A 15693-nucleotide genomic window follows, 5' to 3' on the forward strand; every position below is an offset into this window, starting at 1 on the left:
TTGCGGGTGCAAACATACTACCTATTTTTAATTACACAATGACTTTTTTAATATTTTTTTACCCCTTTTTTTTACACGCTTTTAATACCCTATAAATCTGTGTTTTATGTCATGAGAAAAATTCCGCTTCCTCTCAAAACTAAAACGCTTCTTATCTATATGCTTTAATATCTCAAACCTTTAAAATCAAATGAGAACCTATTAACTCTCATAAAGACGCAATGACGTAAAAGAATCATCTAGTAAGACTAATCTTTATATGTATCTCAATATTACATATTCGCTTTGTATTATTCTTAACTACAATTGAACTAACGACGGAATGAATTACACACAATATATCCAATTTCTTTTCTTATAATATATATGTCTATTTTTTATTGATGTACTATCTAAATAAAAGTATACTCTGAATATTTTTATTTGAATACATGGAAATAAAAGATCATATCAATCTAAGGAAATTAATAAAGCACTTATCGCTCACGAAATTTCATGCCCGATAATTTGTATCTCACTGAAATTTGTTCTCTTACTTTGTCTTACGTTCATGAAATAAGGGTTTGACTTCTTTACAAAACTCAGCACTTGGTTTAACTTTATTTTCTTTCTACAGACTACGCCATAATGGCTCCTGAAAAACCATGGAGTCGTGGATTAAAGCTTACACCAGCAAATACCCTCGAGTTAGGAATTGCAGTGGCATCCTATTTTGCGTTGACACACAAGCCGTCATTACGAGGAGGCACGACGAAGTAATCTCCTTGGATGACGAGATTGCTTCACTACATTCGCAATAACGTTCGTGGTGAGTAACAAAAGACCTGCCTGCCGGCTGGCAGGTATAGCGGAAAGCCCGACCCCGACCTAAGGAGGTTAACGCCCAAAAAATTATAATTACTTATATATTGTATGGATTTGTTTATATATTATCTTTGCAGCCTATTTTTAAATTGATTTAATGATACAGATTACTTTGCCTGATGGCAGTGTGAAGGCGTTTGAGGAAAACGTTACACCAATGGATGTTGCGAAAAGCATTAGTGAAGGTTTGGCTAGAAATGTAATTTCGGCTAGTTTTAATGGTAGAACTGTTGAAACTATAACCCCTCTAACCACCGATGGTTCGTTAGTGCTTTACACATGGAGAGATGATGAAGGGAAACAGGCGTTTTGGCATTCTTCGGCTCATGTTTTGGCACAGGCTATTGAGGAGCTGTATCCTGGATCTAAATTAACCATTGGCCCTGCGATTGAAAATGGGTTTTACTATGATGTTGATTTTGGCGAACATAGTATTTCTGAAAAGGATGCTAAGACTATTGAGGATAAAATGCTAGAAATTGCTCGTGGTAAACATGATTTTAAAATGCGCTCTGCTACCAAGGCTGAGGCTTTAAATCTTTATAAGGATAATGCCTTTAAGACTGAACTTATTGAAAACCTTGAAGATGGTACGATTACTTTTTGCGACCACAGTACATTTACAGATTTATGCCGCGGTGGACACATACCTAATACTGGTATTATAAAAGCTGTTAAGGTTACTAGTATTGCTGGTGCTTATTGGCGTGGTGATGAGAATAAACCTCAGTTAACTCGTGTTTACGGTATTAGTTTCCCGAAGCAAAAGGAACTTAAGGAATATTTAGAATTAATTGAAGAAGCTAAAAAACGTGATCATAGAAAACTAGGGAGAGAGTTGGAACTTTTTACGTTTTCTCAAAAAGTGGGACAGGGCTTACCTTTATGGCTACCTAAGGGTGCTGCTTTGCGTGAACGTTTAGAGAACTTTTTAAAGATTGCACAAAGGAAAGCTGGTTATGATATGGTGGTATCTCCACATATTGGACAGAAAGAACTATACGTTACTTCTGGACATTATGCTAAATATGGAGAAGATAGTTTTCAACCCATTACTACTCCTAAAGATGATGAAGAGTTTTTATTAAAGCCTATGAATTGCCCACATCATTGTGAAATGTATAACAGTTTCCAATGGAGTTACAAAGATTTACCTGTGCGTTATGCTGAATTTGGTACAGTATATAGATATGAACAAAGTGGCGAACTTCATGGACTAACACGTGTTAGAGGCTTTACTCAAGATGATGCACATATTTTTTGTACTTCGGAGCAGTTAGATGACGAATTTAAAAACGTTATAGATTTAGTACTTTATGTATTTACATCTCTAGGATTTGAAAACTTTACCGCACAGGTTTCTATTAGAGATCCGAAAAACCCAGAAAAATATATTGGTGATGCTGCAAATTGGGAAAAAGCAGAACAGGCGATTATTAATGCTACTAAGGACAAAGGGTTAGATTATATTATTGAAGAAGGCGAGGCTGCTTTTTATGGACCTAAACTGGATTTTATGGTAAAAGATGCTTTAGGTAGACAATGGCAACTAGGTACAATTCAAGTGGATTACAACTTGCCTGAACGTTTTAATCTATCTTATAAGGGTAGTGATAATGAGGAACATAGACCTGTAATGATTCATAGAGCACCTTTTGGAAGTATGGAACGTTTTATTGCTATTCTTCTAGAACATACTGGTGGAAACTTTCCTATTTGGTTAATGCCTGTTCAAGCTAAAATATTATCGCTCAGCGAGAAATATGAAAATTATTCTGAAAAAGTTTTAAATTTGCTTGAAAATCACGAAATTCGCGCCCTTGTTGACCATAGAAATGAGACTATAGGGAAGAAAATTCGGGAAGCCGAAATACAAAAACACCCTTACATGCTCATCATTGGAGAGCAAGAGGAAAAAGAAAACAAAATTACTGTGCGTAAGCATGGTGGCGAAGATTTAGGTATGATTTCTATAGATGAATTCGCCAAAATAATAAAAGAGGATATTAGTAAAACGTTAAAATCGTTCTAGAAATAAAGTTTAATTAAAAAAAGAAGTAGCCATAGCAATTAGAAGAAGAAGACAGCCCAATAGAAGGGTTATTCAAGAAGACAAACACAAGATTAACTCCAAAATTACAGCGCAAAAATTGCGTTTAGTTGGAGATAATGTAGAAGTAGGTATTTATACTAAAGGTGATGCCATGAGGCTTGCCGACGAACTAGGCTTAGATCTAGTTGAAATTTCGCCAAAAGCGGATCCTCCTGTTTGTAAAGTTATGGATTACAAAAAGTTTCTTTACGAGCAAAAGAAACGTGAAAAGGCTTTAAAAGCAAAAGCTTCTAAAGTAGTAGTTAAAGAAATTAGATTTGGACCACAAACTGATGACCATGACTACGAGTTTAAAAAGAAACATGCTGAGAAGTTCTTAAAAGACGGTGCTAAATTAAAAGCATTTGTATTCTTTAAAGGGCGCTCTATTATATTTAAAGAGCAAGGACAAATTTTATTATTACGTTTAGCTCAAGATTTAGAAGAGTTTGGTAAGGTTGAGCAAATGCCAAAACTAGAAGGAAAACGTATGACGATGTTTATTGCTCCAAAGAAAGAAAAGAAATAAATGAGATGCTGAAACAAATTCAGCATTACAAAAATATTAAGCGCAATAATTAAAACCTAGGAGAAGAAATGCCTAAAATGAAAACAAAATCTAGTGCCAAAAAACGTTTTAAGTTAACGGGTACTGGTAAAATTAAAAGAAAGCACGCTTTTAAGAGTCATATCTTAACAAAGAAGTCTAAAAAGCGTAAGCTTGCGTTAACTCATGACACATTAGTGCATAAGGCTGACGAAGATAATATTAAAACAATGTTACGTTTAAAGTAACACTAGTTTTAATCGGTTAAAACAATTTATAAACCCTGGAGTTAGGCTCAATAAAAGTGTTAGTTATCTAACCGCCTACTACAAAACACATTTAAAATTATGCCAAGATCAGTAAATTCTGTAGCAAAAAGAGCCCGAAGAAAAAAGGTTCTTAAACAAGCAAAAGGTTACTTTGGAAGACGTAAAAACGTTTGGACAGTAGCTAAAAATGCGGTTGATAAAGCGATGCAATACTCGTACAGAGACCGTAGAAACAAAAAGAGAACATTCCGCGCTTTATGGATAACGCGTATTAACGCAGGCGCCAGAGAACACGGTTTATCTTATTCTCAATTTATGGGGAAACTTAAAGCTAACAATATCGAATTGAACCGTAAAGTTCTTGCAGATTTAGCTATGAACAACCCAGAAGCTTTTAAAGCAGTTGTAGATAAAGTAAAATAAGGCGCTTAGCCTATTGTAAAACATATTATTCGCTTAATAAAAATCCGATTCGAAAGAGTCGGATTTTTTTTGTGTTTTATTTAGGCGTTTCCCTCCTAATGTCGGGTCGGGCTATCCGTTATATCTTTTTAAAACTTACCAGTTAACGTCATTGTTAACTTCAAAAAGCAATCTTCTTCAATTAAAACAGATTACTTCGTCGTGCCTCCTCGTAATGACGACTAATTTGCAAAAGTTTTAAAAAGGATGCCACTACTATCCCTAACGCACTTGCCTACTAACTTAGTTAATGCCCTTACCTTGTAGCACTTCATAAACTTCGAGTTTATCCTTTTTACCTCTTAATTCTATATCTCCTAACAAATTAACCTCGTACTTAAGAGTTATTAATGATCTATCTAAAAAGGACTTAGATACTAACAACTCTGCATTAAACTGATTACATAAGCCTTGAATTCTAGATGCTGTATTGATAACATCGCCATGAAATGCCAATTCCTTTTTAATTGTACCCACCTCAGCAATCATTAATTTCCCGCAATGTAATCCTGCTTTAAATTGTGGAGACACACTATATGTTTGTAAATAGCGTTGCGAGCTCTTATTAAGCTTTTCTTGAAATGCAAAAAATAGATTAACACAATTATTTTTCCTAAACCCTTTTTTAGTAGTCCAACTTAGCACAGCCTCGTCTCCTACATATTGATAGACATCAGCTTCATGTTTTCTAAGCACACTATTTAAATCGGAAAAACAATCTTGAATAAACCTACTATAGGTTTCATGTCCTAATTTTTCGGCAATTTTAGTAGAATCCTTCAAATCAATAAACATTAATACACGTTCTTCTTCTCTTGGTCTTCTATATTTTCCTAAAAGCATGTTTAAAAATACGCCAGGACCAAATTTATCATTAGCTATTTTTAAAAGCGAGAAAATTATTGAGGTTATTGAAAAATAAAGAATAGTAGTCCAAAAAAATGGATCATCATGCCACCAACCTCGTTCGTTAGGTAAATCAATATCTATCTGTTCTTCAATAAATAGTGAAAATATGCTAAGTAACACAACTATGAGTATAAAATAAATTATGGACTTTACCATAATATTGATACCAAGTATCATTTTTTTACTTAAATACTCATCAAATAAAAACTCTATTATACCATAAAATATGCCAATGATAGCGCCTAATAGTAGCCCAAATTGATAAAACTCTGGAATTGGTAAATTAAGTACATCATCAGTATAAATTTCAAGTTCTGCTTCTATTCCATTGTACTTTATAAAAATAAATATGAAAAAAGCTAGTATCCAAAATACTACAGATTGAAAAACCGAAATTAAAAACTTTTTTACGCGCATTAATATATTACTTTAAACGCCATAAGCTGTGATAACTAAATTTCGCCCACCCGCATGGTTACGGTGTTCGCAGAGATAAATACCTTGCCATATTCCTAAATTTAATCTTCCATTGGTAATAGGGATTTGCACTGAAACTCCTAACAATGATGCTTTGATATGGGCGGGCATATCATCAGATCCTTCATAAGTATGCTCATAATACGGGGCATTTTCTGGCACCATTTTATTGAAGTGGCTCTCAAAATCGGTTCTTACCGTATAATCAGCATTTTCGTTGATGGTTAAACTTGCAGACGTATGCTTTATAAAAACCTGTAGCTGACCTGTTTGTATTTCTCTTATTTCTTGTATAGCCGACAAAACTTCATTTGTAATTAAATGAAACCCTCTAGCGTAAGATCTCAATTTAATTTCTTTTTGAAAACATTTCATATTTTATATAATAATTCCTTTAGATTAACTTTAATAGATTCTTGACCTCGCAGGAATGACAGAACGTTTCATTATACCTGTTCAACGTCTCTAGCCATTTCTTTTAAGGTAAGTATAATTTGAAGCATCTTAATGATTGTTTTCTTTGAAGCCATGGTTACTTTTAGATGTTTATAATCTGGATCAATTTAAGAAAAAGACGTTAACAAACCATCGCTACATTGAATAAAGTATAATAGTTAGCAGATAGGCTGCGTTAGGGATTGCAGAGGAAATCCCACAGCGTAGCTAAAGCGAAGCGAGGAATTGGAACGTAAAGCCTGACCCGACTACGCTTATTACAAATTACACGTAAAAAATTCTTGGAGGGTAACGCCCAAATAGTGGATACTTTTTACTGCTTAATCGTGTACTGGATCTTGAGTACAAGGACAATTACTAATACCTTGTAAAAAGTTTATACCAATGGTTATAACATGAGTTCCTGAGTTATATGCTGCTAACTCATTGGTTGTGATTTGATAAGCATAACCAAAGTAAAATATGTTTTTTTGAAAACCAACCATTGGACCTACATTTAATGGCTTTAAAACTTGATCGTTTAGGAAACGATAGGAAAGCCCGCCCCAATAATAATCGCCATAGCGGTTGTACTTTCTAAATTTAAAGTTTAAATCTGTAGCAGAACGGTCGTCACTATCAAACCATTGAAAGAACACTGAGGGTTCATATTCAATCCCACTCTTCTTTGGTCCTCTAAAGGTGTAACCTGAATATATTTGATAGTTTAATAGTAGCCCTGGTTCCCGGGTTCTAATAAATTCATCAAAATTCTTAGGCAGTAGATTATTCACATTAAGACTTAAAAAATAGCCTCCATATCTGTAAAGTGCCCCAACATCAAAGTTATGATTAGCTGTTCTTCTATCGTCAGTAACAAAAGGGTCTATAGTAGGGGTTTCAAATGTGGTATTAAAATTATTAATATCTATTCTAAAGTTATTCAAATTATATGAAATACCAAAGGACAAGTATTGCTTTGAATAATAGTCTAAAATTAAATGATGTGCAAAAGTAAACTTGGCTCCAGATTGAATGGTGTTTCCATTTCTATCTCGATAGAAAGATGCTCCTATTCCTGTTCTATCAGCAATTCTCACATCTCCATAAATGGATGCGTTATCTGGTGCGCCTTTGATACCAACCCATTGCGTTAATCCATTTGCTCTAATTTTTAAATTATCTCCAATACCTGCATAGGTTGGTGACACAACAAAATTGTTGTCAGCCAAATACTGTGTAAATACTGGTAAGTTTAACTCTTGTCCGTAACTATTTACTACAGATAATAGTAACAAGGCTATTATTACTTTTCGCATCTTAATATATTTTATGTCTTTCCTCACCACCTTCTTCATGTTATCTATAGAGGGTAAAATGCCCTACGAATTCTTTATCGTTTCTACTATCGTTTAACTTTACTACAAACCAATAATCTCCTGTTGGTAACTCTTTCCCCTTGTATCTTCCATCCCATTTTTCATTTACATTAAGGGTTGCAATTTTTCTACCATATCTATCAAAAATATCAAAGGTTAAATCGTCATATTGAGACGCACAACCTATACCCCATCCATCTAAAGTCCCATCATCATTTGGTGTAAAGTAATTAGGAATACAGATATCTATAAACTCCATTGGTATTGAGGCTTCAACTTGACATCCATTAGTATCTACAACTGTTACAGTGTATGTTCCTGTTTCATAAATAATAAATGTATTTGTACTACCGTAAGATTCTCCATTAAGGAAATACTCATAGTTTCCTGTACCACCAGTAGTTGTTGCTTCTATTTCGTTTAAACCACTTTCTCTTAACACTAAAGCCAACGGTTGGTAGTCATCAATATCAAACAAAGCACTGCGCTGTATACAACCATTAATATGTCTAACATCTATATAATGATCTAACCCTGGTGCTATATTTGTAAATGTATTGCTTGATTGATATGTACCACCATCTAGTGCGTATTCCAATTCGGCAGGATCTACAGTATCGTTTTCATTTAGGTTTACTGTAACTGTATTAGTTGAGGCGTTATTAACACATCCATATTCGATAACCAATTCTGGGTTAAACGCGATGGATTCAGGGAAATCTATTTCAAACTCTACTTCACAACCTTCATTATCTCTAATATAAATCACATGATTTCCACCTGCTAAATTTGTGAAATCGAAAATAGTTTGTGTACTAGTTCCCGTTGTATATGGGCCATCATAGTTATCTAAACTCACACTATATGGTAAACTTCCTCCTGAAACCTCTACACTAAATGCACCATTAAGTTCTCCTGTACATAATTCTGGAACTATGGAGTTTGGAACTACAGTTAGAAATACTGGAGCAGGCTCATTAATACTAAAATCAATGATTACAAAACATCCTAACTCATCTTGTACTACTGCTTGATATGTACCCGGTGCTAAATCTTCAAAAATTGGTTCATCAAAGAATTGATTCATTTGTGGAGATATTGCATATTTAATAATTCCTGTACCTCCAGTAGCTAAAATCTCTATTGAACCATTATTTTCTGCTGTACAGGTTACATCTGTTGTATTAAAGGTTACTTCTAGTGGTAAAGACGGCTCTGTAATAGGAATAGTTGCAGAAGTTGTTAAGCAATCTCCACTATCTACTCTTACCTGATAGTTTCCGGCTGGAAGCTCTGTAAATACACCAGGACTATTTTGTGTTGCAGGAATTGCATTTCCAGAAGTATCTTGTAGGGTATATACATAATTACCCAATCCGCCTTCTGCTGTAGCTATAATTACGCCAGTGATATCTCCAGTACAGTTAATATTAGCATTCATTGCATCTATACTAACTGTTAAATCTGGTAATGGATCAATAGTAATCTGATTTGATACATCAGTGATACAACCATTAGCGTCTCTTACATAATATTGATAATCGCCAGCCGGTACCGAGAATGTTATTGAAGTTGCAAATGTGCCTATTACGGATGAAAAGTTACTATCTGTACTATAACTGTAAGGACCATTACCTCCTAAAGCACTTAAAGTTAGTGTTGCTTCTGTTAAACATGTTTGCGATGTTGCTTTTACTAAAGTTGCTTGTACTTCTGTAGGCTCATCAATTACAATATTTGGTGTATTGAATTCGCAATTATAACCATCGGTTACAGTAACGTTATATGTTCCTGCTCCTAAATTATCAAAAACAGTAGATGTTTGCGGTCCTGAACTTGATACTGTTGGCAATACTTGATTAAGCGTATAAGTATAATTTGAACCTTGTCCGCCTATTGTACTTGTAACTGTAATGGTAGCATTTGTATCTCCAAAACATGATAATAATGTTGTATTTGCTGAAATTGTGGCATCAATTGGATTTGGAATAATTAGTGTCACATTGTCTGTAGCTATACAACCTCCAGCATCTCTAACGTTTACTGTATAGACACCTGCTTCTAAATTTGTAAACGTACCGTTTGGAGTGTATGCTACTATAGCTGCTCCTGTTAATTCATATTCGTAAGTACCATAACCGCCACTAGCTACTGCTGTTATTGTCCCTTGGTTGTTATCACATGTAACATTTGATGTTTCTGTAGCCACTACAGTTAAAGCTTCTGGTGGAGATTGAATAATTACATTAGTAGTTGTAGTACAAAATGGGTTTGCCGTTTGTATAATTTCTACACTATAAGTTCCTGATGTCATTCCTGAAACTAATACTGGGTTTGTAGAGGTATTTGCATTAACAACACCAGTTACCGAAGCTAAAGTACTATCAAAAACTTCATAAGTATATGGTCCAGAATAGCCACTTAAACTAAGTTCAAAACTTCCTGTGTTATCTCCAAAACAGGTTACTGCATTTGGTGTTGTGGTTACTGTAGGCGGTATTGCCTCAGGCAAAATAACTTCTACTTCGGCGAAACAAGTGTTTGCATCGCTAAGTGTAATGGTATATGTTCCTGATGGTACATTTGAAAACACATTTCCACTTAAGCTTATGCCTGTTGGATTTGGACTAATGGTATATGTATATACTCCTGTACCGCCTGTTCCATTTATGGTAATTTGTCCATCGTCATTACTACATGTTGGTAATGTGGTTATACTAGGTGTTAGGTTAACTGGAGGTGCAATATCAACAGTTACTAAATTTCCACAACCATTGACATCTTGAATTTCTATAGTATGTGTTCCTGAAGCTAAATTAGATATACTAAATGGTGCTGTTCTTGTTTGAAATGCACCACCATCAATACTATAACTGTAAGGTGCAATTCCTGCTGTTGCTAAAGCAACATCAATTTCAAACTCTCCTTCTGCTACTGTACATTGATTATTTAATGTTGTAGAGATAGCTGGTTCTGGGTCTTGCGGTAAAACAATCGCTGTAGTTGTTCTTATACAATTGTATGCATCTTTTACATGAACATAATACGTGTTTGCATCAACATTAAATGTATTTGCAGAAGCCCATGAAGGATCTGTTTCTAATGGTGCTGTACTTGACGTTGTAATTTGATAGGTATATGGTGGTGTACCATCTCTCGCAATAGCACTGATTAATCCTGAATTAGCATTACAATTTGCATTTCTGTCTACTGTCGCAGTTATACTTAAATCTATAGCTGACTCTGAAATATTGAATGGTACAGTTACCACACCACAACCTGCATTTAGTCCTGATGTTTCTGTTATAGAAACAAAATAGGTTCCAAAAGGTAATGCTCCTAGATTGGCAACAGGTAAACTTCCTCCAGCTGGCACTACTCCAGAACCTGTGATTCCTGTTGTAACTATAGATAGAGCGTTGAATATTTCATAATCTACATTTGTAGGAACTCCATAAACACTGTTGATTGTAAATGATACATTTCCATCAGCACTTCCAACACAAGTAATATTATTTGAGGTTACAGCTGATGCTGTTAATGTTGAATTTGTTGGTATTGATGCTGTAGCTGTTTCATAATAACTACATCCTGTAGAATCGTCATAAACAATAAATGTGTATGTAATTCCTGGCAATAATCCTGTAAAGGTTGCTGTTTGACTACCTGGAGTATCCTCAGCCACCCATGTACCTCCTGGTGGCGGAGGTGGAATTACGCCTGTATAAATATCAAAGAAAAATGGTCCTGTACTTACTAAAGTAGTTCCAATACTCACTATCGCTTCTCCCCCTGTTGTACAATCAACAGTTGTATTTACTAAAATATCTAAATCGTTTGGTGGAGACGCTACTAATACATCTTGTACTAAAACAGAACAACCGTTGGCATCTACTACGTTGATTTGATACAAGCCAAAATCTACGACATCAAAGGTTGTTGATGTTGTTCCTGAAGCATTTAATTCTGTTGCTGAATACCCATTTGTTCCTGTAACATAGTAATTATATGGTGCTGTTCCTCCACTAACACTTTGTACAATTACAGAACCTTTAGAGATTCCGCCACTTAAAACATCACAAGTAATTGGTAGCGATGTATGCAAAACACTAATTGGTGTTGGTTCAGCAATAGTTATAGTTTCTGTATCCTCACAAGAATTAGCATCTGTTAATGTGATTGTATAAGTACCTGCTGGCAAACCTGAAGTTTGTGTACCAAAATTTGTTCCTGTTGTATCGTTATTAACATTTATAACGAATGGTGGTGTCCCTACTGTACTATTAATAGTGATATCAATTGCAGCATTAGCATCTCCATTACATAAATTATCAGCAGTTTGTATTACAGAAGTGATGTCTGGTAATGAAATGGCGTTTATAGTTTCTACTGCTGAATCTGTAGTACAATTATTAGTATCAGCTATACGGAATTGATAAGTACCATCAGTTGTTACTGTATAGTTAAATGTAGTAGCTGTAGTTCCTAAACTAGTGAAACCGCCTCCATTTATTGAAACTTCATAAGTAAATGGTGCAACTCCTCCAGAAATTGTGCCTTGAATAGTTCCATCTGGAGAGGCCGTACAATCTAAATTCTTTGTTATTACTGTTCCTACTGTTAATGGTGGTAATGGATCTATAGTGTATGTTTCAGCATAAGTACATTGATTGGCATCCCTTACTTGAAACGTGTATGTTCCTGGTACCAATCCTATAAATGTACTTGATGGTTGGTAAGCTGTTACTGCACTAGCTGGTGCTATTATTTGATATTCTAATGGACTTAATCCTCCAGTAGTTGTAATAGTAATATCTGAAGTGTTTGCTGGACATGTTATAGGCGTACTGCTAAAATTTAAATCTGTAGGTGGATTTAACGCATCAATTGTTATTGGTGCTGCTACAAATGTACATACATTAGCATCTCTTACTGTAACTGTATACGTACCATTGGTTAATCCTGTAAATGTTGTACCAGGTTGAAAGTTTACACCATCAATACTATATTGATAAGGAGGAAATCCTCCTGTTACTCCAGAGACAGTGATTATACCACTTGTTGTACAAGTGTATGGTGTTGTTAGAGCAACTGTACCATTAATAGCTGTTGCTGTAGTGATGGTAATTGTCTGTGGTGTAGTTGTACAAACATCTGTTCCCAAAGTGTATTCTACTATTACATCATAATCTCCTGCTGTTAGATTTGTAAAGTTTGGAGAATTCTGATATGTAGTTCCATTATCAACACTATAACGTAGCGTATTACCATTTGGATTAGTTACGTTAACCGTAATAGTTCCACTATCTGGATCATCAGAACATAAAATATCGGTTTGGGCAACTGTGAAATCTGGTGCTGGAATGGCATCTATAGAAATAATTGTCTCTACTTCACAATTATTGAAATCAACTACTCTAATCGTATATGTTGCTGCTGTAGGAGCATTAATTATTGGAGTGCTTTGAAATGTTGCACTACCATTTACAAAGTAATAATAAGGTGGTGTTCCTCCTGTTGGATACACTGTAATTTCCCCATCAGTACAAGTAATAGGCTTGGTTATTGCTGATGTTGCCTCAAGTATAGGAGGCTCAATAATTTCAACATTGCCTGTATATGTACATCCATCCTCTGTTGAAACATTTACTATGTATGTTCCTGGATTTAAGTTTTCAAAAGTATAATTATCATCCGTAATTGGTCCAACACTATTTACTAATGTTACACCATCATAAATCGAAAAGAAATACTGTGGACGCGCATCATTGGCAGCTAAAACTACACTTCCTAACTCACCATAACATATAGGCTGTGTAACTGTAGTTTGAACCGCGAAATCTCTCTCTCTAATTTGAACATCTGGAACAGTGAATATACATGGATTAGGTGTTACACCAACTTGTCTTATATAAGCTGAATAAATACCAGGTGTATTCACTACAAAAGTATTGCTAACTTGATAATTAATTCCATCAATACTATATTCATAACCACTAGGCACTCCTCCAATAATAATTTCTCCAGGTGTGGTACAAATAATATCACGTGATGCAACATTAGGAACCAACAAGTTTTCGTAAACATTGAAGTAAAACTGATTGAAGCACCCTCCATCATAATTAAGTGTTAACCTATATTGTCCAGCAGTATCAGCAGTATAACTTGCTCCTGTAGCAACTTGATTCCATGAACAAGTATCACTTTCATTAGCACAGTCCTGATTTAAAACAGCTGTACAGCTTGATTCATCTAACACTTCCCAAATCATTGAAGATGTATCCGTGATATTGGTTTGTATAAATCTTGAATCGTTTGCACCACATAAAAAGATATTTGGTAATTCTTTACCATCATTAGGACATATTACCACTTCATCAGCAAAAGGTATTACTGGATTTGTAACATTAGATCCAAAAAGTGTAACATCAAATTGTTGGGTTATTGATTGACATGGTGCAGTTGCAGCATTGTATACATAATAGGTGCCTGTTGAAGTAACCGTAATCGATTGTCCAGTTCCAATAACAGGTGTGCCACTAGGACTTGTTGACCAAGTATATGAATCGTATCCATTACCAGCCGTTAGTGTTGTAGAATCTCCACAAAGCACTACATTTTCATCAAACGTACAGTTTAAATTTCCTAAAAAGTTTGTAGCTCTTGGCGTGATTAAACACCCAGTATTACTATTATAACTTGGGTCATCAGAAATTTCAAAAGTATCATTTATAGTACCTCGATAAGTTACATAAGCCTGATTACTAATTATGTTAGAACAAGCATCGGTTAACAAACTACAATCTGACACTACAGTTACACTAAAACGAATTTCTTGTACAGGATCGTTTTCCTCTACAAGGGATTCATCTACTTGAAAAATTATTTCACGTGTACTAGCATCATAACTTTTTACTGTAACTCCAGGAGGTAGTGATACAATGTCGGCAGGATAATTGAATATAATATTGATTGGTAGTATATCTCTTATTATGATTCCTGTTTCACCTACTGGCGGTCTAGCATCATCATTACCTGTGTTTTGAAATCCTATAACATAATTTAATTCATCTCCCAGATCTACTTCCTGTCCCTCTATGTCTGTACCAAATTCATCTTCAACAATTTTGGTAAGCACTATATTTGGTGCAATAATTTCAATAGCAAAGGCACTGAAATAATAGTAATATATATCCAAATTACTTCCTAAACTTATAGTTGCATTAGTGTCTCCATTTCCAATAATGGTATTACCTGCATTTGGTATGTTTATAATTCCCGCATCGAATCCTAATGTGTTTGTACCTGCAGGATTTCTGTCAAAAAATAATTCTGGTGTGTTGGTAACTGGGTCAATTATGGAAACTGTACTGTTAAAGAAATTATTACCAGGACGAATTACCGTTCCTGAATTGTCGGTAGCATTAATGATATTGTTATTTAATTCTAAATAATCACCTGTATAACGTCTATCTCCTTCAATAGTACTAAATGCAAATTTTGCACGAACTGGCCCTACTGGAATGGTTTGAAAACCAGAAATAGGAAAGGTTTCATTTATGGCACTGGTAATTTTTGTAAATCCATCAAATGATGTAATGTATTTACTTGGTAATAGTGGGTCTTCATAAATAACGAAAAGAGACCAACCTGCCGAAAGCCCTTCTGAATTAGGTTTGGGACCTACTAATGATGATATATTTGCTACACCATAAGTTCCTTCTGGATTAGGTAAAGCAGTTAGTATATCGGTTACGTCATGATAATATACATAAGTATTTGAATTTCTGTTATTTGCTGCATTTTGAAAATAAATTTGTGTTCCTGTAATATCTTGATAAGCTGTACTTCCAGGGACTCTAAATTTAATATCTGATATTGGTTCAGCACCATTAACTACTGCACTCCAATACAATCCTGCATATACAATTTGATAGCAATTTGTATCGCTTGGCACATCTAAATCTGCTGTACTAGAATTAAATGTAGTGGGGTCGCTGTCAATATCTACATAAACTGCAGCATCTATTCTGTCATTTGTGTTATTTCCATTATAAGGGTTAGTAATATGTAGCCCAACATTACTATTTCCAATTAAAAGCATATCACCCTTAATAGCCTCGTCATATCTAGGTAAAAATGGAACAACATTTTGTGCAAAACACTGTATACCTATTAAGAGCATCAAAGCAAGGATACAGTTATTTACATAAGTAGGTGTTTTCATAGTTGTTAGTTTTTCTATTTCAGTTCATTTGG

General features: G+C 34.7%; 8 protein-coding genes. 4 read left to right on the plus strand and 4 right to left on the minus strand.

Annotated elements, in window-relative coordinates; genetic code table 11:
* Nucleotides 1-961 precede the first annotated feature (961 nt).
* From thrS to rplT, 4 genes are all read left to right on the plus strand, one after another.
* Nucleotides 962-2896, plus strand: coding sequence for a threonine--tRNA ligase (thrS, locus tag EYD46_RS15875; protein ID WP_130938159.1), 1935 nt, complete (start codon nt 962-964; stop codon nt 2894-2896).
* 118 nt (nt 2897-3014) lie between these two features.
* Complete coding sequence (gene infC / locus EYD46_RS15880; protein ID WP_229731371.1) at nt 3015-3485, plus strand: translation initiation factor IF-3; 471 nt, start codon at nt 3015-3017, stop codon at nt 3483-3485.
* A 68-nt stretch (nt 3486-3553) separates the two neighbouring features.
* Nucleotides 3554-3751 (plus strand): 50S ribosomal protein L35, encoded by a 198-nt coding sequence (gene rpmI, locus EYD46_RS15890; RefSeq protein WP_019388182.1) that lies wholly within the window; start codon nt 3554-3556, stop codon nt 3749-3751.
* Between the two features lie 99 nt (nt 3752-3850).
* Complete coding sequence (gene rplT, locus EYD46_RS15895; protein WP_130938161.1) at nt 3851-4195, plus strand: 50S ribosomal protein L20; 345 nt, start codon at nt 3851-3853, stop codon at nt 4193-4195.
* Nucleotides 4196-4477: 282 nt separating this feature from the next.
* Here the strand turns inward: rplT and EYD46_RS15900 are convergent, their stop codons facing one another.
* The 4 genes from EYD46_RS15900 to EYD46_RS15915 form a co-directional block, all read right to left on the minus strand.
* The gene (locus EYD46_RS15900; RefSeq protein WP_130938162.1) at nt 4478-5560 is read right to left on the minus strand and encodes an adenylate/guanylate cyclase domain-containing protein; all 1083 of its coding nucleotides are present in this window, start codon (nt 5558-5560) and stop codon (nt 4478-4480) included.
* Nucleotides 5561-5572: 12 nt separating this feature from the next.
* A complete protein-coding gene (locus EYD46_RS15905) occupies nt 5573-5995 on the minus strand; it encodes a secondary thiamine-phosphate synthase enzyme YjbQ (protein ID WP_130938163.1) in 423 nt (140 codons plus the stop codon).
* Between the two features lie 401 nt (nt 5996-6396).
* A complete protein-coding gene (locus EYD46_RS15910) occupies nt 6397-7374 on the minus strand; it encodes a PorP/SprF family type IX secretion system membrane protein (RefSeq protein ID WP_130938164.1) in 978 nt (325 codons plus the stop codon).
* Nucleotides 7375-7414: 40 nt separating this feature from the next.
* The gene (locus EYD46_RS15915) at nt 7415-15661 is read right to left on the minus strand and encodes a T9SS type B sorting domain-containing protein (RefSeq protein WP_130938165.1); all 8247 of its coding nucleotides are present in this window, start codon (nt 15659-15661) and stop codon (nt 7415-7417) included.
* Between the last annotated feature and the right edge of the window lie 32 nt (nt 15662-15693).

The sequence above is a fragment of the Hyunsoonleella pacifica genome (assembly GCF_004310335.1).
Taxonomy (GTDB): domain Bacteria; phylum Bacteroidota; class Bacteroidia; order Flavobacteriales; family Flavobacteriaceae; genus Jejuia; species Jejuia pacifica.